The sequence below is a fragment of the Daejeonella sp. genome (genome assembly GCF_036405355.1).
Taxonomy (GTDB): Bacteria; Bacteroidota; Bacteroidia; order Sphingobacteriales; family Sphingobacteriaceae; genus Daejeonella.
Genome location: NZ_DASWXT010000116.1, coordinates 31842 through 54447 on the forward strand (window position 1 = coordinate 31842; position 22606 = coordinate 54447).

Annotated in this window: 18 protein-coding genes; all 18 read left to right on the top strand. The window is 37.4% G+C overall.

Going from position 1 to position 22606, the window contains the following annotated elements:
* Position 1 precedes the first annotated feature (1 nt).
* Complete coding sequence (locus VGE44_RS13965) at positions 2-1114, top strand: DegT/DnrJ/EryC1/StrS family aminotransferase (protein ID WP_331080155.1); 1113 nt, start codon at positions 2-4, stop codon at positions 1112-1114.
* Complete coding sequence (gene hisH, locus VGE44_RS13970) at positions 1111-1734, top strand: imidazole glycerol phosphate synthase subunit HisH (RefSeq protein ID WP_331080157.1); 624 nt, start codon at positions 1111-1113, stop codon at positions 1732-1734. Before VGE44_RS13965 ends, hisH begins: the two co-directional genes overlap by 4 nt.
* Entirely contained in the window at positions 1727-2503 is a 777-nt protein-coding gene (locus tag VGE44_RS13975) for an AglZ/HisF2 family acetamidino modification protein (protein ID WP_331080159.1), read from the top strand. The genes hisH and VGE44_RS13975 overlap by 8 nt, the downstream gene beginning before the upstream one ends.
* On the top strand, positions 2490-3590 hold the full coding sequence (locus VGE44_RS13980; protein WP_331080162.1) for an N-acetyl sugar amidotransferase: 1101 nt from the start codon (positions 2490-2492) through the stop codon (positions 3588-3590). The genes VGE44_RS13975 and VGE44_RS13980 overlap by 14 nt, the downstream gene beginning before the upstream one ends.
* Entirely contained in the window at positions 3590-4669 is a 1080-nt protein-coding gene (locus VGE44_RS13985) for a hypothetical protein (RefSeq protein ID WP_331080165.1), read from the top strand. The genes VGE44_RS13980 and VGE44_RS13985 overlap by 1 nt, the downstream gene beginning before the upstream one ends.
* Before the next feature lie 27 nt (positions 4670-4696).
* Positions 4697-5782: an acyltransferase family protein gene (locus VGE44_RS18460; RefSeq protein WP_414649337.1), complete on the top strand. Its 1086-nt coding sequence runs from the start codon at positions 4697-4699 to the stop codon at positions 5780-5782.
* Positions 5783-5834: 52 nt separating this feature from the next.
* Positions 5835-7730 (top strand): asparagine synthase (glutamine-hydrolyzing), encoded by a 1896-nt coding sequence (asnB, locus tag VGE44_RS13990; protein ID WP_331080167.1) that lies wholly within the window; start codon positions 5835-5837, stop codon positions 7728-7730.
* Positions 7723-8532 carry a class I SAM-dependent methyltransferase gene (locus VGE44_RS13995; protein ID WP_331080169.1) on the top strand — a complete coding sequence of 270 codons (810 nt, stop codon included), beginning with the start codon at positions 7723-7725 and terminating at the stop codon, positions 8530-8532. Before asnB ends, VGE44_RS13995 begins: the two co-directional genes overlap by 8 nt.
* Positions 8533-10647, top strand: coding sequence for a bi-domain-containing oxidoreductase (locus VGE44_RS14000; RefSeq protein WP_331080171.1), 2115 nt, complete (start codon positions 8533-8535; stop codon positions 10645-10647). It abuts the gene before it with no gap.
* Between the two features lie 90 nt (positions 10648-10737).
* Entirely contained in the window at positions 10738-11823 is a 1086-nt protein-coding gene (wecB, locus tag VGE44_RS14005; protein ID WP_331080173.1) for a non-hydrolyzing UDP-N-acetylglucosamine 2-epimerase, read from the top strand.
* Positions 11824-13383, top strand: coding sequence for an alginate lyase family protein (locus VGE44_RS14010; RefSeq protein WP_331080175.1), 1560 nt, complete (start codon positions 11824-11826; stop codon positions 13381-13383).
* A 1-nt stretch (position 13384) separates the two neighbouring features.
* Positions 13385-14557 carry a glycosyltransferase family 4 protein gene (locus tag VGE44_RS14015; protein ID WP_331080177.1) on the top strand — a complete coding sequence of 391 codons (1173 nt, stop codon included), beginning with the start codon at positions 13385-13387 and terminating at the stop codon, positions 14555-14557.
* Positions 14554-15459, top strand: a complete 906-nt coding sequence (locus VGE44_RS14020; RefSeq protein ID WP_331080179.1) for an NAD-dependent epimerase/dehydratase family protein — start codon at positions 14554-14556, stop codon at positions 15457-15459. The genes VGE44_RS14015 and VGE44_RS14020 overlap by 4 nt, the downstream gene beginning before the upstream one ends.
* A gap of 57 nt (positions 15460-15516) precedes the next feature.
* Positions 15517-16497, top strand: a complete 981-nt coding sequence (locus VGE44_RS14025; RefSeq protein ID WP_331080181.1) for a glycosyltransferase family 4 protein — start codon at positions 15517-15519, stop codon at positions 16495-16497.
* A gap of 271 nt (positions 16498-16768) precedes the next feature.
* Complete coding sequence (locus VGE44_RS14030; protein WP_331080184.1) at positions 16769-18736, top strand: nucleoside-diphosphate sugar epimerase/dehydratase; 1968 nt, start codon at positions 16769-16771, stop codon at positions 18734-18736.
* 107 nt (positions 18737-18843) lie between these two features.
* Positions 18844-20370 (top strand): capsule assembly Wzi family protein, encoded by a 1527-nt coding sequence (locus VGE44_RS14035; protein WP_331080186.1) that lies wholly within the window; start codon positions 18844-18846, stop codon positions 20368-20370.
* Between the two features lie 403 nt (positions 20371-20773).
* Entirely contained in the window at positions 20774-21439 is a 666-nt protein-coding gene (locus tag VGE44_RS14040; protein WP_331080190.1) for a hypothetical protein, read from the top strand.
* 1 nt (position 21440) lies between these two features.
* Positions 21441-22606 (top strand): capsule assembly Wzi family protein (locus tag VGE44_RS14045; RefSeq protein ID WP_331080192.1); only part of this gene is annotated, 1166 nt, incomplete at its 3' end.

Here is a 22606-nt window from a genome sequence, read left to right on the forward strand (position 1 = left end):
TATGAAGATTCCTTTTGTCGATTTAAAATCACAGTACAATTCCATTAAGAATGATATTGATCAGGCTATTTCGAATGTTATAGAAAATACAGCTTTTATCGGGGGCCAGGTGGTAAGTGATTTTGAGGAGCAATTTGCGAAGGCTTATGGTGTTAAAAATTGTGTTTCGGTGGCAAATGGGACTGATTCGTTATACATCATCATGAAAATGCTTGGCATAGGCAAGGGTGATGAGGTGATTACAGTTGCAAATAGCTGGATATCTTCATCTGAGACCATTACTCAAACTGGAGCGAAACCTGTATTTGTAGATATTGACCCAATATTCTATTCAATTGATGAGACCCTGATTGAACAGACTATTACTCCCCGAACAAAAGCAATTATGCCTGTTCATTTATATGGTCAGATGTGTAATATGGATGTGATAATGAAGATTGCGGATAAGCATGGTATTCATGTAATTGAAGATTGTGCCCAATCTCATTTTTCTGAATTTAAAGGGATAAGGGCAGGCTTAAGGGGCGTTGCTGCATCATTTTCCTTCTACCCAGGGAAAAATTTGGGTGCTTATGGAGATGCTGGATGTATTATAACGAATGATGATGCCTTAGCTGAAAAATACAAAATGTTCGCCAGACATGGTGCACTCAAAAAGCATCAGCACCGTATTGAAGGAGTTAACAGCAGATTGGACGGACTTCAAGCAGCAATTTTATCGGTTAAACTAAAATCAATTGGTTCATGGACAGAAAAGCGGATAGCTAATGCAGCGTATTATAATGATAATCTAAAAGGAGTACATGGAATTACAATACCTGTGGTAAGACCCGAAACGGTTCATACATTTCATTTGTATGTAATAAGAACTCTAAATCGGGACGGGCTAGCTAAGTATTTGAAAGATAAGGGGATTGAAACTGCTGTTCACTACCCAACCGCTTTACCAAATTTGGAAGCATACAAATACTTGGGACACCAGCCATCAGATTTCCCGATTGCTTCAGAATATCAAAATCAAATTCTTTCTCTGCCAATGTACCCTGAATTGTCGGAACAAATGATTGATTTCGTCACAGATAGTATTAAAGACTTCTTAGGAGAAAAAAAATGATCGCGATAGTAGATTATGATATGGGCAATTTGGGATCTATTAAAAACATGATCAAAAAAATTGGTGGACAAAGTATCATTTCAAACGATAAATCAGATTTGATGAAAGCAGCGGGGATAATACTTCCCGGTGTTGGATCATTTGACACTGGAGTAAGAAATCTTAAGAAATATGACCTATATAATTACCTTCAAGATCTCGCCGAAGAAAAACAAATTCCAATTCTGGGTATTTGTCTTGGTATGCAATTGATGTGTAAGTCAAGTGAGGAAGGCGAAGAAATAGGATTGGGTCTTATAAATGCAACTGCAGTTAAGTTTGCGGATAGTGAAACACTGAAAATACCACACATGGGCTGGAGTTTTGTTCAAAAAACAAAGCCCAGTATTTTATTGGATGACTTTACAGAATCTCCTCGATTTTATTTTGTACATTCTTATTATGTTAAGTGCAATGAGGAGAAGGATATTTTGGGTATCACTAATTACGGCATTGACTTCCATTCTGCATTCGAAAAAAATAATATTTTTGGTGTTCAATATCATCCAGAAAAGAGTCATAAATTTGGAATAACCTTATTGAAGGGATTTTTAAAATACGTATATCACAGAAATGAGTAGTTGGCGTAAGCGTGTAATCCCGGTTTTATTACTGCATGGTGAGGGCCTGGTCAAAACTATCAATTTCAAAAATCCTAAATACGTTGGAGATGCAGTCAACAGTGTTAAGATTTTTAACGATAAAGAAGTTGATGAACTTGCCCTTATTGATATTACTCCCTTAGATTCCCGATCTGAGCCAAATTTTGAATTGCTGAAAGATATTACTTCGGAGTGTTTTAGCCCTCTCTCCTATGGTGGTAAAGTTAGATCTATTGAACAAATAAGGAAGATTTTAGGAATTGGAGTCGAGAAAGTCATAATTAACACTGCTGCTATAGAAGATCCTGAGTTTTTAAGAAGTGCTTGTATGGAATTTGGGAGCTCCACGATTGTAGGAAGCATCGATGTTAAAAGAGACATTTTTGGTCGACAAAGGGTATATACATCAAATGGTCGAAAAAATACAGGTAAGACTCCCCTGGAAGTCATAATTCAGTTTGAGAAATGTGGTGTTGGCGAAATACTTTTGAATTCAATTGATCGAGACGGGACAAAAAAAGGTTTCGACTTAGAGACTATAAATACATTAAGTAATGGTGTCGCCGTCCCTGTTATTGCTTGTGGGGGGGCAAATACTGTAGATGATTTTATTCTCGCATTGAAAAATGGCGCTTCCGCCGTTGCAGCAGGTTCAAAATTTGTGTTTACCGGAAAGCATAACGCAGTACTTATTACTTATTTGTCAGAAGACGAGAATAAAAAGTTGTTAAAATATGAAGATAAATAGGCATTATCAGCAATGTAAAAGATGTGTCATGGATACAAGTGATCCAGAGATAATTTTTGATGATACAGGCAATTGCAATCATTGTATTGATTACTTAGCAAAACTTCCTATGGTTTTGAAACGTGGCGATCAAGGTAGAATACTCTTAGATCAGCAAATAGAAAAAGCCCGTATTGCCGGAAAAGGAAAGAAATACGATGTAATTATGGGTTTAAGTGGGGGTATGGACAGCTCATATGTAGCTTATAATGCTAAAAAATTTAACCTTCGGATACTTGTAGTTCACCTGGACAATGGATGGAATTCCGAATTGTCTGTTAACAACATTGAAAATTGCATTAAATATTTGGACGCCGATTTATATACTCATGTTATTGATTGGGAAGAGTTTAAAAATCTGCAAATTGCATATTTAAAAGCCGGAGTAATTGATATCGAAGCTTTGACTGATCATGCTATAAGGTCTATTATATACAAACTGACTGCTAAATACGGTATTGAATATAATCTTAGTGGGTCTAATTTTGCCACCGAAGGTATTTTGCCTAACGCATGGGTGTATAACAAACTTGATTTTAAGAATATAAAAGCAATAAATAGTCGTTTCGGTTCTCGTAAAATTAAGACTTTTCCAGGGATGTCTCTTGGGAAATACATTTATTATCGTGCATTTGCAAAAATTAAACCTATTGATGTCCTCAATTTTGTTGACTACGAGGTTGGTAAAGCACGAAAGGAGATGGAGGAAAATATGTCCTGGCAGTATTATGGCGGAAAGCATCATGAGTCAATTTTTACTAAATTCTATCAAGGTTTTATTTTACCTGAGAAATTTGGAGTAGATAAAAGAAAGGCTCATTACTCCACATTAATTTGTTCGGGAAATATGAGTCGTGAAGAGGCTGTCAAACTACTAAGCAGAGGCATTTATGTGGAAGATGAATTAGCCGCTGACATGGAGTATGTGTTAAAAAAGCTGGGTATTTCTGAGAGAGAGTTCAAAACAATCATGAGCCAGGAACCTATACCTCATTTGGCTTATCCAAATAATAGCACTTTATTTAATTTTTTCAAGCAGTTTGCCTGATGAGCAAAGGCAATGTATTAGTTGTTTCGAGAACTGCCTGGTGTGAGGCTCCAAGGTTAAGGCATCAGTTGAGCAGACTATTACGTGACATCGGTTATGAGATTTATTATGTTCAGTTGCTCTTTGCGAACAAATCAATCAAAGATTGCTCGGAGGATGGAATCAATGTGTTTACAGTATATGAAAGATTGCACCACCAGTTAAAACCTTTTACAGTTTTACAAAACTTTGATTCTGCCCGCATTTGCAAAACATTAAAAAGGATTTTGCCGGTTAATGATTTTCGCTTTATTGTAAATTTTAATTATGATAACGATTATACATTCTCGTTGTTCCCAGGGGTTCCAGCAATTACTGTTATAAATGATGATTTTTACGTCATGGCTAAACCTTGGATGCGACCGCAGGTTTTAAAAAACTTAGCTAAGACCGTATCAAGATCCAGAATGAATCTCAGCGTTTCTTATTCGTTGGATAGACAACTTAGTCAATTCTCATCTTTCACTGAGCTTTTTTTGCCTTGGTCCGATATAAATTATAAAAAACCTAATTCCAATCTTAAAAGAGACGTAGTACTGTATTATGGTTTTGTGAGCCGTCTTGATATGAAACTTGTCGGTGGCTTGTGTAATAGTGGAATTAAGCTAAGGTTTGTTGGACCAGTACAAGGCAATGGATTGGATATAAAAAAGAAATATGGAGCACTTCCCAATGTCGAATTTTTAAATGAAACCAAATTAACTGATTTGGATATCAGTGACGTGTGCTGTTCTATAGCTTTGTATGATGGTAGATTGGAATCAATCCAAGCGATCACTGCAAGCAATCGAATGTTTCAATTACTAGCAATGGGTATACCGTTAATATATCCCAATTTACCAAATTTGATCTTGGCACCGCATCAGGTAATTACGAGATGTACATCGACATCCGATTTTCTGAATGCAATATCATACTTTAAGGTAAATTTCGACTCTGTTCAGCCAATAATTGAACGTTTTCTGATTGATCACACCAAGGATAAAAGAAAACATTTTATCGAGCGAATGATTGAGAGTTTTGATGATGTCAAATCTTAGTAGCTACTTTTAGCTTGTTCAAATAAAATGAATTTTAGCCAGCCTCATCTTTTAAAAACCAACAACTTTAATCTGATAAGGATATTGGCGTCTATACAGGTTTTTATAACACATGGAATTGACCATTTAAACATTAAAACCGAATGGCTGTTATTTATTTATTATAAGTTTCTGATTTATTTTCCTGGAGTACCTATTTTTTTTACGATAAGTGGATTTCTGATTTATGCCTCTTATGACAGGCATCACACTGATCTTCGCAACTTTTTTAGAAATAGAATTCTTAGAATCTATCCTGGTTTATTTTTTTGCGTTCTATTTACGATTTTACTTTTATACAGTGATTATCCACTAGCTAAAGCCACGCTTTTCTCCAAGCATTTTTTTATCTGGCTTTTTACCCAATTATCGTTATTTCAATTCTATACTCCCGACATTCTGAGGTTTTGGGGTGTTGGTACTCCAAATGGAAGTTTATGGACTATTTCCATTGAAATGCAGTTTTATCTAATAATCCCTATTATATTCCTATTATTTAAATATTTTAGAAATTGGCAATATGCTTTTTGGGGCTTATTCATCGTGTCGATTTTGGTTAACATTTCATTTACTGATCGGGCTAATATTTTCGAGAAACTTTATCACGAGTTTATATTCAAATATCTATATTACTTTTTGTTTGGCATATTCGCATATAAAATGTGGGACAAAGTAAGTTCTATTTTTGTGAATAAATTTTTGCTTATTTCAACTATTTACATAGTTTATTCTTTAGTTTTTGGCAATTTATTAGGATACAGAATTGAGGCCTACATATTAGAGTCTCCCTTTGGTTTCATCGCCAATGCTTTATTATCAATTTGGACGCTGGCTTTTGCTTTCTCAAATACTTCGTTAAGTCAAATGGTCATAAAGAATCAGGATCTATCTTATGGGATGTATATTTATCACATGCCTGTTATCAATTTTCTAAATCACCATAATTATGTTGGATCATTGGTCTATTTTGGCATTGCATTCATTGTCACGTTGATATTATCGTCTATATCCTGGAATTTTGTTGAGAAGAATGCCTTGAGGTTTAAAAGGGCAAATTTGACAACAATCAAATAAAAACTATCGCTAACAAGTGTTGGCAAAATTAATTATACATGGCAACTCAATTATGTGCGGAATAATAGGTGCAATTGGATATAGGGATCTCGACAGTAAAAGGATACTTTCAACGATTGGTCATCGTGGACCTGATTCTCAAGGATTTTTCGAAGAACAAAATATCTTTCTTGGACATGTAAGGCTTTCCATACTAGACTTATCTGATCTGGGAAGACAACCTATGGTTGATAGTTCGGGTAGGTATGTGATGATATTCAATGGTGAGATTTATAATCATCTTGAGATAAGACAAAAATTAGGCAACAAATATAATTTTTTATCAAGTTCGGATACCGAAACTCTTCTATACGGATACATTGAATATGGTGAAGCGATCCTGCAGTTGCTTAATGGGATATTCGCATTTGCTGTTTTTGACAAAGTAAAAGATGAAGTATTTATAGCCCGAGATCAATTTGGTATCAAGCCTTTATACTATTATCATAAAGAAGGTAAATTTTTATTCGGATCAGAAATCAAGTCATTTCTCGGGTTTGAAGAATTTGACAAATCTGTAGATTTATCAGCTTTGGTTAATTACATAACATTTTTGTGGAGCCCAGGAGAACGTACAGCATTTTCTAATGTAAAAAAATTGTCTCCAGGTCACTATATTAAGATTAGTACAGCGAAGCCCGAATCCCCAGTATTTCGACAATATTATGATATTCCTTTTTTGGGAAAGTATTCGTCAAAATCCGAGGCCGATCTGATTGAAGAATTGGATTCCAGATTGCTTATGGCTGTCCAAAGACAACTCCTTTCTGATGTACCTGTGGCATTTTTTCTCTCAGGGGGACTTGATTCAAGCGCAATCGTAGTGATGGCGAAAAGAGTTCTACCCAATCAACGGCTAAGATGTTACACCATAAATGCATCAGATGGGGATGATGAAGGATTTAGTGAGGATCTTCTTTACGCCAGGAAAGTGGCCAAACATCTTGATTTGGATCTTATAGAGGTTGATGCCAATGTCGACATAGTCTCTAATTTTGACAAGATGCTTTACCATTTGGATGAGCCTCAGGCAGATGCAGCACCTTTAAATGTTCTGAATATTTGTGAAAGGGCAAAGAGAGATGGCTATAAAGTGTTACTTGGAGGAACTGCCGGTGACGATATTTTTTCAGGGTATCGTAGGCATCAGGCATTGGAATATGAAGCATATATTAGGTTTCTTCCAAAATTTCTCTTGAGGATAATAAAAAGCTCGTTCAGTAAATTAAAATCAAATAATGCAATGGCACGCCGGTTGAAAAAACTGACTTCAAACCTCGATGTGTCAAAGCTGGACAGGATGTACGGATACTTCGAGTGGCTACCACTACATGTTACAAAAAATCTTTTTAGTTCAGAAAGTAGAATTATAATAGATGAATACAAACCAAAAAAACTTTTTTTTAACCTGCTTAAAAATATTCCAGAGGAAAAAAGCGACTTGAACAAAGCTTTATATTGGGAGATGAAAACGTTTTTACCAGACCATAATTTAAATTACACCGATAAGCTTAGTATGGCAACGGGAGTTGAGGTTAGGGTTCCTTTTCTGGACGTTGAGCTCGTAGAGTTTAGTACAACTATACCTCCTCATATTAAAATGAAAGGTAATACCACAAAATATATTCTCAAGAAATTGATGGAAAGCTATTTGCCTAAAGAGGTTATTTATCGTGCAAAAGCTGGGTTCGGTGCCCCTGTAAGACAGTGGATAACCCATGATTTGGATAAAAAAATAAATTCATATCTAAGTACAGATGCTATAAATAGAAGAGGTATTTTTGATGCTGAAAAGGTACAACAGTTATTAAAAGACAATAAAGACGGTACGATTGATGCCTCATATTCAATTTGGGGATTATTAGCCATAGAATCTTGGCATAGGAAATTTGTAGATGAAAATGATTGATAAAGTCAGAGTAAAAGATTTTTGGAATGAAGCCTCATGTGGTGAAGATTTATATTTGAAGGGTTTTGATAAACAGGACTATATAAATCATTCAAGTGTACGTTACCAATTGGAGCCAGAAATCTTATCTTTTGGGCAATTCAAATCTTTTGAGGGAAAAAAAACTCTGGAAATAGGAGTAGGGTTAGGCTCAGATCATCAGAAACTTGCTGAAAATGGAGCAGTATTGACTGGGATAGATCTGACCCCTCGTGCAATAAATCATACAAAAAGAAGATTTGAATTGATGGGTTTAAACTCTGATCTTCAAATTGCGGATGCTGAAAATCTTCCATTTGAGGATAATTCTTTTGATGCAGTTTATTCATGGGGCGTTTTACATCACTCACCAGATACCCAAAAAGCAATAAATGAGGTATATCGCGTTCTTAGATCAGGAGGCCTGGCAAAAATAATGATTTACAATAAGTATAGTTTAATTGGTTATATGCTTTGGGTCAGGTATGCATTATTGAAATTTAAGCCATTCAAATCACTTAATGCAATATACTCAGACCATCTTGAAAGTCCGGGTACAAAGGCTTACACATATGATGAAGCAAAAATCCTTTTTTCGAAGTTTCAAATCGATTCAATAGATTCACCCTTGACCCACGCTGATCTTCTTAATTCAGAGGTCGGTCAAAAACATCGGGGTGGATATCTTTCCATTGCAAAGAAAATATGGCCACGCTGGTTTTTTAAGGCATTTATGAAAAAAAATGGTCTTTTTTTATTCGTAACATTAACAAAAAAAAGTTAGATGCTTCAAATTATACAAGACCTAAAAAAGGGTAATACTATTCTTGAAGACGTACCCGCCCCTCTTGTACGAAAAGGGTATGTGTTGATTAAAACTCACCGAACTCTTGTGAGCCTGGGTACTGAAAAAATGCTGGTCGAATTTGGTAAAAGTAACCTTATTTCTAAAGCAAGGCAGCAGCCCGAAAAGGTTAAGCAAGTACTAGATAAAATCAAAACTGAAGGCCTTTTACCTACCCTGGAAGCGGTATTTAATAAACTTGACGAACCTTTACCTCTTGGTTATTGCAATGCCGGTGAAGTTATTGCGGTAGGCGAAGGGGTATCAGAATTTAGAGTTGGTGATCGTGTTGCAAGTAATGGACACCATGCTGAAATAGTCTGTATAGCAAAAAATCTGGTCGCAAAGATTCCTGAAAATGTATCTTATGAGGAAGCTGCTTTTACGGTAATTGGTTCAATCGGACTGCAGGGAATTCGCCTGGTTAATCCAACCATGGGAGAAACTGTAGTAGTGATAGGTTTAGGATTAATAGGGCTCATCACTACTCAATTACTTTTAGCTAATGGCTGCAATGTAATAGGCTTCGATTTCGATGAACGAAAGGTTGAGATGGCTAGGAATAGTGGTGCAAATGCTTTTGTTGCATCAAGTGTAGATGTGGTCAAAATTGTTGAGGAATACACTGGTGGTATTGGCGCTGACGCTGTATTGATTACTGCTTCAACAAAGAGCAATGATGTAATCAGTCAGGCGGCCCAGATGAGTAGAAAGAAAGGTCGCATTGTATTGGTTGGAGTTATAGGGTTAAATATACAAAGATCTGATTTTTTCAAAAAAGAACTAAGTTTTCAGGTTTCAAGCTCATATGGGCCCGGACGGTACGATGAGGATTATGAATCCAAAGGGATCGACTATCCATTGGCTTATGTTAGATGGACGGAAAAGCGAAATTTTGAAACTGTTCTAATGGCAATTTCCAGGAAACAATTAAATGTCAATTCTTTAATTACTGAACGGGTTGCACTCAAAGATTATCAGGAAGTTTATAATAATATGGGAGGGGCTTCCATAGCCTCTATTCTGGAATATAATTATACCTCAGATATTGTACAAAACACTGTTTCAGGTAAAACTTTCTCAACTCGTCCCGGTAAGGGAGTTTTGGGAATAATAGGTGCGGGTAATTTTACCAAAATGACAGTATTACCTGCATTAAAAAATTCTGGGGCACATTATAAGTACATATCGAGTGCCGGAGGATTATCAGCAAAATCACTTTCCAATAAGTATGGCTTTGAATATAGTACAACTGATTATAAAGAAATATTAAATGACAAGGAAGTAGATATTGTAATGATAACAACAAGGCATGATCTGCATGCCGGAATGGTCATCGAGTCTATTAAAGCAGGAAAGAATATTTTTGTAGAAAAGCCATTAGCACTCAACCCAAATGAGCTGGAAACAATAATATCGGAATATGAAAAATTACAGAATCCAATCTCTATAACAGTAGGTTTCAACCGAAGATTTTCTCCGCATATCCAAAGGGCGAAACAATTGATTGGAAATGCTCCAATGAATATTGTTGCGACAATGAATGCAGGGTTTATTCCACCAGAGGTTTGGGTGCATGATATGAAAGTTGGTGGTGGTAGAATTATTGGTGAAGCTTGCCACTTCATTGATCTTATGGTATTTTTAACTGGAAGTAAAGTGAGTTCTGTGGTTATGAATGCAATGGGTACAAATCCTGAAGAGAATACTGATAATGCCATAATTACACTAAGATTTGCAGATGGTTCTCAGGGTGTTATCAATTATTTTTCGAATGGTAGTAAAGAGTATTCCAAGGAACGGGTAGAAATTTTCTCTCAGGGCCGGATTTTGATTCTGGATAATTTTCGTAAACTCAAGGGCTATGGATTTAAAGATTTCTCCTCAATGAGTACATCTTTGGATAAAGGGCATAAAAACCAATTTTTGCAATTGATTAAGCAAGTAAAGGGGGGGGGGACTTCACTGATACCTTTTGAAGAGCTAATAAATACTACTAAGGCGAGCTTTGCTGCAGTAGAAAGTCTTCGTACCGGTACTTGGGTAAATATTTGAAAATGAAACCATCATGAGCATGCTTCACACAAACCATCATGAATATGCTAATGATAGCTTCATTACCGATAAAAAACGGACTATACACTGATGAAAATAACTTTAATTGCAGGCGCAAGGCCCAATTTCATGAAAATTGCACCAATAATTCATGCCATTCAGGAAGCACAGAAAGCTGGTAAAACTATTACTTATCGCCTGGTACATACTGGCCAGCATTATGATAAGAAAATGTCTGGAGATTTCTTTGAGCAACTTTCCATTCCTGAGCCTGATGCAAATCTGGAAGCGGGCGGTGGCACACAAGCTGAGCAGACTGGAGCCATAATGATTCGGTTTGAAAAAGAGTTGACCGAGAATCCTGCAGATTTAGTTTTGGTTGTTGGAGATGTTACTTCAACAATGGCATGTGCCATTACAGCACAAAAATTGCACACTAAGGTTGCACATGTTGAGGCGGGTATCCGATCGGGCGACTGGTCTATGCCCGAGGAGATAAACAGGCTGATTACGGATAGCATTACCAATTATTTCTTCACAACCACGGAGTCTGCAGGTAATAATTTGCGGAAATCTGGTATTAACGATAGTCAGATCTTTTTTGTAGGAAATACAATGATTGATACCCTTAAGGCGCAGGAAAAAAGTTTTACGAAACCTTCATTCTGGGAAGAATATAAATTAAGTGTGGGTAATTACCTTGTTCTTACACTTCATCGGCCATCTAATGTTGATCATGAGGTACAATTAAGAGCACTCGTAAAAGTAATGGAGGAGAATACTGGTGGGGTTCCTGTAATTTTCCCGGTTCACCCAAGGACAAGAGCGAGAATGGAATCATTCGGTATCCAGATTAATAATATAAAATTGGTTGATCCGATGTCTTATCTGGAGTTTAATTACCTGGTTAAATATGCAAAAGGTGTAATAACTGATTCAGGCGGAATTACTGAAGAGACTACAGTAATGGGCGTGCCCTGCATGACTTTGAGAACAAGTACGGAGCGTCCTGAAACCTGTACAATCGGTACTAATGAGTTATTGGGATCTGATCCATCGGCTTTAAAGGCTGCACTAGATAAATTGTTCAGAGGAGAATGGAAAAAAGGAGCAATACCAGATTTATGGGATGGAAATACTGCAAAACGTATTGTAGAAATCTTATCTAAACTTTAAATGATAAGTCGAATTGGGACATTATTGCGCACGATTCGTTTTATTAAGCCGGTTCAGATAATTTATCAGCTTAAAAGCCGAATAATCAAGGTAAAGTCTCTAAATCAATACAAAATTCATGCTGAGTTAAAACCCATTCCACTCTCAATAATTCCTGATTTGAGGAATAGCAATGCTGCAAGGGCAGATGGATTGTTCAATTTTTTGAATTTGCCGCATGTATTTCCTGGGAACATTGATTGGAATTATTCTGCTCATGGTAAACTATGGAATTACAATCTACAATATCTGGATTATATTCTTCAGGAAGATATTCCATTAGATACTCGCATAAGCTGGATTAGGAGTATTTATTCCTGCCTAAATTCAGGTGAACTAAAGCCTGAACCTTATCCCGCATCCTTAAGGGCTATGAATCTCATTCGCCTTTTCTCAACAAACCCCTCCCTTATTATTGATTACCCCGACTTACAGTCTGATTTATATGCTGAATTGAACTACCTGCATGAACATTATGAATATCATTTATTGGGGAATCATTTGTTAGAAAATGCTTTCTGTATGTTGATGGGAGGATGTTATTTTCAGAAGACTACTTGGAAAATGCAAGCTGAAGACGTTTTATTAAAACAACTGGATGAGCAGATACTTTCTGATGGAGCACATTTTGAATTAAGCCCAATGTATCACCAAATCATCCTCCTCCGTGTGATGGAGGCGATCAGTATCTTAAATATCAATGATGCCTTATATGGTTTCCTTCGAATCAAGGCAGAAAAAATGCTGGGATGGCTTAATCAAATGACCTTTGCAAATGGTGACATACCACATTTTAATGATTCTACCGATGGTATTGCTTTGAGAGTGGATCAACTTCAAAAATTAGCCCATTTGCTAAATCTTGATACTTGTAAAAGTAAATTATTTGATTCTGGTTACCGTAAAATTACTGAGGGTAATATCGAAATGATTGCAGATGTTCATGGAATCAGCCCAACCTATCAACCCGGACATGCTCATGCAGATCATCTTTCTTTTGTCCTATATTCTAAAGGAAAGCCTTTTATTGTCGATTCGGGAACCTCAACCTATACAATATCCGAACGTAGGACTTGGGAACGATCATCTATTGCACACAATACAGTTACAGTGAACGCTATGAATCAATCAGAGGTTTGGAGTGGTTTCAGGGTTGGCCGAAGAGCTAAGGTTAAAATCCTGGAAGACCAGAAAAATATGATCAAAGCATCCATATTATATCCAGGAGTTGCTCATATCAGATCTTTTATTGTCGATTCATCCTCTCTGATCATACAAGACGAGGTTAAGGCTGAGCACTCTGCTGCATTACGATTCTTTTTACACCCTTCGGTCAAAATAAAACAACAATTGGATTCAGAGGTTCAGATTGAATCTGGGGAGATTATTCGGTTTGAGAATTGCAAAAAGTTAATGATTAAAGAATATGATTTTGCTACTGGATTTAATAAACTAGTAAAGTCTAAGTTTATTGAGGTATTTTTCGAAGGTACCTGTAAATCCGTTATTTTTACCGGCTGATATGCCTAAAAGAATTTTATTCCTCAGTTTTTATTTCGAGCCTGATCTTTGTGCCGGTTCATTTCGCAATAGCCCGCTCGCTTATGAGCTGGCAAGGCAGGCTAAATCTATTGATGTGGAGATTGACGTCATTACTACTCTGCCAAATAGATACAGCACTTACAGTGCTCAGGCACCGGAATTTGAAAAAAGGGATAATCTCACAATTAACAGAATTCGTATACCCAGCCATAAAAGTGGTATCAAAGATCAGATAAATTCTTATCGTACCTACTTTTCAGCCACACATAAACTGGTTAAAGGTAAGCAGTATGATATGGTTTATGCTTCATCCTCCAGATTATTTACAGCTTATCTCGGCTATCGAATTGCTTCTCAAAGGAAAATTCCACTATATCTTGACATCAGGGATATTTTTGTAGATACCATAAAGGATGTCTTCTCTAATCCTTTAGTTAAGAAGCTTGTTCTACCTATTATGTCCTTTATTGAGCAGAAGACATTTAGTTATGCATCTCATATTAATTTGATCAGTGGTGGATTCAAGGAATATTTCCAAAAGTTTAATGTCCCTTTAATTACTGAATATAGCAATGGTATTGACCCGGTTTTTCTGAACGCACCTAAACAGCTTATTTCTGAAATAAAAAAAGTTCGAACAATAATTTATGCCGGTAATATTGGAGAGGGACAGGGGCTTCATAGGATTGTGCCTCAGGCTGCAAAAGCATTTGGAGACAGTTTCCAGTTCAGAATTATTGGCGATGGTGGAGCAAAATTGAAACTAATGAATGCAATAGACGGAATGTCAAATGTGAAGTTATTGCCCCCTGTGAGCCGTGAAAAGCTTATTGATGAATATAATTCAGCTGATTTTTTGTTTATGCATCTTAATGATTATGATGCCTTTAAAAAGGTGCTGCCATCCAAGGTTTTCGAATTAGGGGTATTCCCCAAACCTTTGATCGCAGGTGTAAATGGCTATTCAAGATTTTTTGTTGAACAAAACTTACCTGGATCAATCTTGGTCGATCCGTGCAATGCTGTCGAATTAGTTGAAAAAGTTCGCCAATATAATATTGAAGTTTCACTGGATAGATCTGCATTTATTGACAGATATAGAAGGGATTCTATCAATGAAAAAATGGCTGACTCTATCTTAAAATATTTATGAAAAGGGTTCTGATAACTGGAGCCACAGGTTTTGTTGGGAAAAATCTATTGTCTGATCTAAAGTTTCATGGCTTTGATGTGCAAACATTAAATTTAAGAACTGTTAATCATCATTTTGATTTTCGTGATACTGATACATTAATTCATCTTGCAGGGAAAGCGCATGATTTGAAGAATATATCTTCATCTTCAGAATACTATGAAATAAATTATGACCTGACAAAGAATGTCTATCATGCATTTCTTGATTCTGAGGTAAAGCAGTTTATCTTCATGAGTTCTGTCAAAGCAAGTGCAGATGAAGTGCCAGGGATTCTCAAAGAAAGCGATACGGCCGATCCGAAGACACATTATGGTAAATCAAAGCGAATGGCAGAAGAGTTTATTCTAAGTCAGCCACTTCCTGAAGGCAAATCGTTTTTCATTCTCCGCCCCTGTATGATCCACGGTCCTGGCAACAAAGGAAATCTTAACCTACTTTATAAACTGATATCTAAGGGAATACCCTATCCACTTGCCGCATTTGAGAATAAACGTTCATTTTTAAATATCGAGAATCTTTGTTTTGTAATCCATGAATTATTAGAGCGTAATGACATTCCATCCGGAATCTATAATGTCGCGGATGATGAGGTCCTTTCAACCAATGATCTCATTAAGCTTATAGCTATTGCATCTGAAAGGAGCCCCAAATTATGGAAAATATATCCTGCATTGATTAGATTCTTTGCAAAACTGGGTGATTTATTAAACCTTCCATTAACTACAGAGCGTCTAAACAAACTAACTGAAAACTATTTAGTTGATAATTCTAAAATCAAGCATGCCTTGGGTAAGGAATTTCCTACTCATGCTCAGGATGGCATTATCAAAACAATAAGGTCGTTCCAAAACCTCAAATAAAATAATATCACATTCTGCATCTTGTTTAATTCCCCGAATTAATTAACCTTTGCAGCTATGCTGCAACTGTTATATCTGCCGGTATTAACTTCCCTCCTCCTGTTTTATTTCAGGCTTGCTGTTCAGTTTAAAATAATTGATAAACCGAATCAGCGAAGTTCACATTCCCGGATAACGATTCGGGGAGGTGGTATTATTTTTCCAATAGCTATCTTACTTCAAGCCCTGTTCAGTGGCTTTCAATATCCACTTTTTACTTCTGGTCTGTTACTTATTAGCGTTGTCAGCTTTTATGACGATCTGCGGCCTTTATCCAATAAGATCAGGTTATTTGTACATCTACTATCAGGATGCTTACTCTTTATGCAGGCAGGTTTGATGGCTTATCCGGTCTGGGTTATTATTCCAGTCTATATTCTGGTTATTGGTACTATTAATGCCTATAATTTTATGGACGGTATCAATGGAATTACCGGTGCTTATAGCCTTATTACCATACTAAGCTTATATTTTATCAATGAAACTCAATTTGTATTCGTTTTTAGCGAGTGGCTCATAATAGTTGCAATCTCTTTGCTGGTATTCAATTTCTTTAATTTCAGGAAGAAGGCAAAATGCTTTGCAGGAGATGTCGGGAGTGTAAGTATGGCTTTTATAGTTATCTTTTTCCTTCTACTTCTCATCCTTAAGAGCCAGGATCTGAAATATATTGGTTTGCTCTTATTTTATGGTCTGGATACCGTCAGTACCATTATTTTCAGATTGATTCGCAAGGAGAATATTTTTGAAGCTCATAGAAGCCACTTCTATCAGTACCTGGCTAATATTAAAGGCTGGCCACATTTAATGGTAGCAACTTTGTACATGGTGGTTCAGCTAATGGTCAATATTTTGATATTGTATTCGGACTGGAACGCTGTGACTTTTTTGGTTTTTATTATGGTTTCAGGCTTTATCTTTATTGGACTAAGGTTTGCTGTTGAAGGAAGAAGTAATCTGATGGGAAGAGAATTAGTTGATGGGCAAATTAGCAAATGAGAGATAATTGGTAGTTGAGAGGACTTGTTTATTTGTCAATGAAACACAGGCTTAATTGAGTAAACTGATCGTTTAGGGAGGAAAGAGCTCGTTGATTATTATTATATCCCTAATGATTAGATTATTCGGGATCATTCCTAAATCAATTCCGACCCCGGGAATGTGTTTCACTCTCAATTTTTCACCCGATAGCTATCGGGTCTCAATTTTCTAAAGAAATACTTTGAATAAGTAATTATACTATATTTGTTAATAAACTAAGAAAATAGCTTTGTTTAATCATATCAATATTGTACCCCGCTGGATCATTTTTTGTCTGGATCTATTTGTTTGCGCATTCTCTCTTTGTTTTGCCTATTTCCTCAAGTATAATTTTATTGCTGAGGAAATAAATGCGAATGAACTGAGTCGTAATATACTTGTGTTTACGATATTAAACAGTTTTGTTTTTCTGATTATTAAAACGTATGCTGGGATTATTCGTTATACCAGTGCGCAAGATTCGTTCCGCATTTTGTTTTCGGTTTTAATAAGTAACGGCCTGTTTTTCATTGTTAATTTAGTTCTTGTAAGCATTGACAAGGCACCCTATATCTCTAATGTTATTCTGGTAATCAATGGATTGACGGGTTTTTTATTGTTAATCACTTACCGGGTGATGGTGAAGTACTTCTTTATGTATGTAAAGAATTTTAAAATGGATAAGCGCAGGGTTATTATTTATGGTGCAGGTGAAGCTGGAATAGCGGCTAAGCGGACCTTGGATCATGATAATAAGGTTAATATGCTTTTAACTGCCTTTATTGATGATGATGAGCGCAAAACAGGTAAAGCGATAGATGGGATCAAGATATATCATACCCGGGAGTTCCTGAGCCTGATCAAAAACGATAAAATTGATGATCTGATTATAGCGTCCCAAAATATCCTTCCCGACAGAAAGAATAAGATTGTCGATCTTTGTCTTGAGAATGAAATTAAGGTATTGACTTTGCCTCCGGTCCGATCATGGATTAACGGACAGTTGTCGAGCAAGCAATTGCAGAATATCAAAATTGAGGATCTCCTTGAACGTGAGCCAATTGAAATCCATAATGAAATCATTTCCGAACAATTAAGGGGGAAGAGGGTGCTTGTTACAGGAGCTGCCGGTTCTATCGGTTCAGAGATTGTCCGTCAAATTTCTCAGTTTGGACCTCAGATGATCATACTTAATGATCAGAGTGAAACCCCTCTACATGAACTTCATCTTGAATTACAGGAAAATAATCTTCAGAATAATTTTCATTCTTTCATCGGAGACGTAAGGGATCGTTGCCGTATGGAACTGCTGTTTCAGACTTTCAAGCCCCATTATGTTTACCATGCCGCTGCTTATAAGCATGTGCCTCTGATGGAACATAACCCGGGAGAAGCAGTAAGGACCAATGTTATGGGAACCAAAGTAATTGCAGATCTTTCTGTAAAATACGGGGTTCATAAATTTGTAATGATTTCTACAGATAAGGCTGTAAACCCGACCAATGTAATGGGGGCTTCCAAGCGAATTGCAGAGATCTATGTTCAATCCTTATTTAATTCCTTCAAGTATAAGGAGCCAACTATTTATACTAATGGACTTAGTCACCTGAATGAGGATCGTTCCAATGTTAACACACTTTTTATTACAACCCGTTTCGGTAATGTTCTGGGTTCAAATGGTTCTGTAATCCCGCGGTTTAAAGCGCAGATTCAAAAGGGCGGGCCGATTACTGTGACTCATCCAGATATTACGCGCTACTTTATGACCATACCTGAGGCTTGCCGTCTGGTTTTGGAAGCTGGTTCTATGGGCGAAGGAGGTGAGATCTTTATTTTCGATATGGGTAAATCGGTTAAGATCATCGAACTGGCTAAGAAAATGATTCGGCTCTCGGGTCTTGTGCCTCATCAGGATATTGCGATAGAATTTTCGGGTCTTCGTCCCGGTGAAAAGCTTTATGAAGAGTTATTAAATGATCTGGAGAATACCATGCCTACCCATCATGAAAAGATCATGGTTGCACAGGTGAGGGAGTATCATTTTCAAACAATCAGTAAACATATCTCAGAGCTGATCAAATTAAGTTGCGAGTATAAGGACAGGCAAGTCGTAGTGAAGATGAAAGAAATTGTACCTGAATTTAAGAGTAATAATTCTATTTACGAAGAGCTTGATAGTCCGGTTGAGGTACCCGACAAATCTATATCTGATCTATAATCTGTAGAGAAGGAGATAAGTATAAAATTGTGGTCAGAGCGAATTCAGAATTTTTACGATTAAAAGGGAAAATTACAGGAAAGGGTTTTATCATTCTTTTTTTCTTAATGTTTGTTTCTGAATTTGTATTCACACAAAGTCTCCCTTTGGGTACAATTGCTTTAGAAGACTATTACCTTAGGAAGCAGTTAAATGGAGATCTTGACTCTGCAATTTCTTTTACAGTTCGCCCCAGTTTCCCTTTTTTAATTGAATCGGAGAACATCAGAGAAATAGATTCCTTACTGGATCCAGGTAAACAAATTTATGGATCAGCATCCGGCAAAATCAAAGTTCTTATTCTTCCATTTTCCTGGCAACAACGATACAATGGGCATCCTTCTTATAACCGAAATGATGGAGCAATGATTCCGGCTAAGGGATATCAGAGTCTTGTTAGTGCGGGATTCTATGCTAAAGCAGGTCCGCTGAGTGTTCAAGTTAAACCTGAATACGTTTTTGCAGGAAATGGAGCATTCAGGGAATACCGGTCCCACTATGGTTCTGCGGATCTTCCGGTACGTTTTGGTAAGGATCCATACTCGAAGCTATCCTGGGGACAGAGCAGTGTGCGCTTGAATTTTGACCCGGTTTCGGTCGGTCTTTCTAATGAAAATCTTTGGTGGGGTCCAGGGAAACAAAACTCAATCCTTATGAGTAATACTGCTCCGGGATTTAAACATCTTACACTAAATACCAGCCGACCAGTAAGGACTCCAATTGGGTCTATAGAAGCTCAGATCGTTTCCGGACGTTTGGAGGGATCAGGCTATACAGAAGGATTACCTGATGACTGGAGGTATTTATCAGGAATGGTGTTTAGCTATCAGCCACGCTGGGTTCCGGGCCTGTTCCTTGGCCTGACCAGAAGTTTTCAAATCTATAACGAGGATATGGATGATAGTTTTGGGGATTACCTGCCTTTTTTACAGGCTTTTCAGAAGAAAAATACGAATGAGGATGATAAGAGAAGGGATCAGCTTACTTCAATATTCGCCCGCTGGCTTTTGACTAAATCCAAAGCAGAAGTTTATTTTGAGTATGGTCTGAACGATCATTCCTATAATACCCGTGATTTTCTGATGAGTCCGGAGCACTCGAGGGCCTATACTTTGGGGGTGACTAAGCTTATTCCTTATAGGGGCAGGAAGGATGAATACATTCAGTTGGGCATGGAACTTACTCACATGGAACAATCAATTGACCGGATAATTAGAAATTCCGGCGAATGGTATATGCATCATCAGGTCATTCATGGCTACACCAATCGTGGGGAGGTTTTGGGGGCGGGTATTGGTCCGGGTGGAAATTTCCAGTCTGTGAATGCTTTTTGGGTAAAAGGTTTGAAGCAAATCGGTTTACAATTGGAACGCTATGAGCATAACGGAGATCTTGCAAGTGCCTATGGCTATGGCCCATGGATAGATTTCAGTGCCGCTGCAGTAGGTAACTGGGATTATAAGAAGTTTATCTTCAATGCAAAATTGCAGGCGATAGAGTCGGTAAATTATCAGTGGTTGTCGGGGCCTTATGGGGCTGCGAATAAAAATGTGTTTCATGTGAATGGGGAGGTGGGGGTGATGTATAGGTTTTAGTGAATTTGAAAATTTGAAAATGAGCAAATTTGAAAATGGGAAGAGTGCTTCATTATAAAATTGTAGTCCATGGTGGAATTAGGTTAGTTGACACCCGATAGCTGTCGGGTGGTACCGTCATTTCGATGAGCGAAATGAGACCCGATAGCTATCGGGTGGTGAATGAATAGAAGGTATTAATGCGAAGAGAAATCTGTTGATGAATGGTTGTAGCAGTGGACATGAGATTTCTCAGTCATACCTGCCCGTCCGGTCAGGCGGGCTTCCTTCGAAATGACGGGCCCCGAGGGAACTTAGGGACTAAATGAATAATAAATAATTGAAGGTCCCTCCTGTGTCGGGATGACAGATATTTTAAATGAAGCACAATTTAATCTCAATACTAATTACTCAATACTCTTCTATGCACAATAGATTTCAACATATACTTGTAGGTTTCCTAATCATAGTAACTATTGCTTCCTGCAAAGGCTTGCAAAAGGAGACCATAATTTACAGGAATGATTTTGAAGGTGGTAATTTATCGAGAATTATTGATGGTAAAATAGAAGAATACAATGGATCAAAGGTAATCGGGAGGTATTCTCAAAGTGGGTTTCTTTTAAAATTAGATAGTTTACCTAAGCATAATATGGTTCAAATCAGCTTTGACCTATATATACATGATACCTGGGACGGAAATGCAATAAAGCCTGAGGGTCCGGATATCTGGATTATGAATATTGATGGCTGGAGTGCAGTCTATTCAACCTTTGCGAATGGTTTGTGTACGAACTGTTCTCAGGCTTTTCCGGTAGTGCAACCATCCCATGTTAATGGTGGATTTGTTTTCTTTGATAATAAGCCGAATAGTAATGCGATAAAAACTGATCTTCCAGGAGCCTGTAAATTGAAGGATTCTAAAGAGGGCACTTCGATGTACAAGATTCTACGCACTTTTGAGCATACTGAAAGTACTCTGGATATAGGCTGCTATGCCCAGCTTGAAGATCCGGATACGGCCAATAAGAATTGTAATGAAAGCTGGTCAGTTGATAATATGATGGTTAAGGTAATTGAATTCAAGTGATATGATGCGGAAAAAGGCCTTATTAATTATCCTCTTACAAATCCTTGTTAATGCAGGAATAGGCTTTGCACAGACATTGCCTGTTGGCCTGCCTGTAATCGAAGATTCCTATCGCAGGGAGCAATTGTTGGGGAATAAGGATTCACTCATTTCTTTTACAATCAGACCAATCTATGCAGGGGACCAATTGAGATCCGGAATAGATACAATTTCTGCTGATAAGCGACTTTTTAAGTTTAATAGCCGATTAAGCGTGCCTGGTAATAAGGGTATTATTCAGTTGCTGCCAATAAGTTTGCAGCATCAGTACAATTCTATTCTCCCATACGACTGGAATGACGGAACTATGATTCCGGCGAAAGGGAATCAGACCTCTTTGAGTTTTGGAGCTTTCTTTAAATACGGGCCATTGAGCATTCAATTAAGACCGGAATACGTTTATGCTGAGAATGCAGAGTTTGAGGGCTTTCCATCGGAACAATACGATGTGGTTTGGGCCAAATATTATAATAATTATTTTAATGTCACTGATATCACAGAACGTTATGGAGAAGATCCCTATTCAAAATTGTTCTGGGGACAAAGTAGCGTTCGTTTAACTTTCGATCCTATTTCTATTGGTATTTCGAATGAGAATCTCTGGTGGGGCCCAGGGAGAAGGAGTTCCCTGCTGATGAGTAATAATGCACCCGGTTTTAAACATATCACATTAAATACCAGCCGGCCGGTTCAAACAGCAATTGGTTCTTTTGAAGCCCAGTTAATTGCCGGGCGACTTGAGAATTCCGGTATTCTGCCGCCTCAGGAGAATCGGGTCTATGAAGGCACATCTCTTTATGTGCCCAAAAGGGATGATTGGCGTTTTCTTTCGGGATTTGTTTTAACGTATAATCCGAAGGGTGTTCCTGGCTTATTTATCGGTGCAAGTCAGGTGTCCCAGATGTATAAGCAGGATGCAGGAAAGAGACCTTCAGATTTTCTTCCTTTGCTGTTGCCCTTTGAAAGTAAGGAGGCGGCATCAATCAGAGACAGGTACTCCAGCTTGTTCTTTCGTTGGGTATTGCGGGAAGCAAATGCAGAGATCTATGGGGAATACGGACATCAGGGTAAACATAGTATAACTGCATTTTTAAGAGAACCCGACAGGTCAGCGGCCTATTTGCTTGG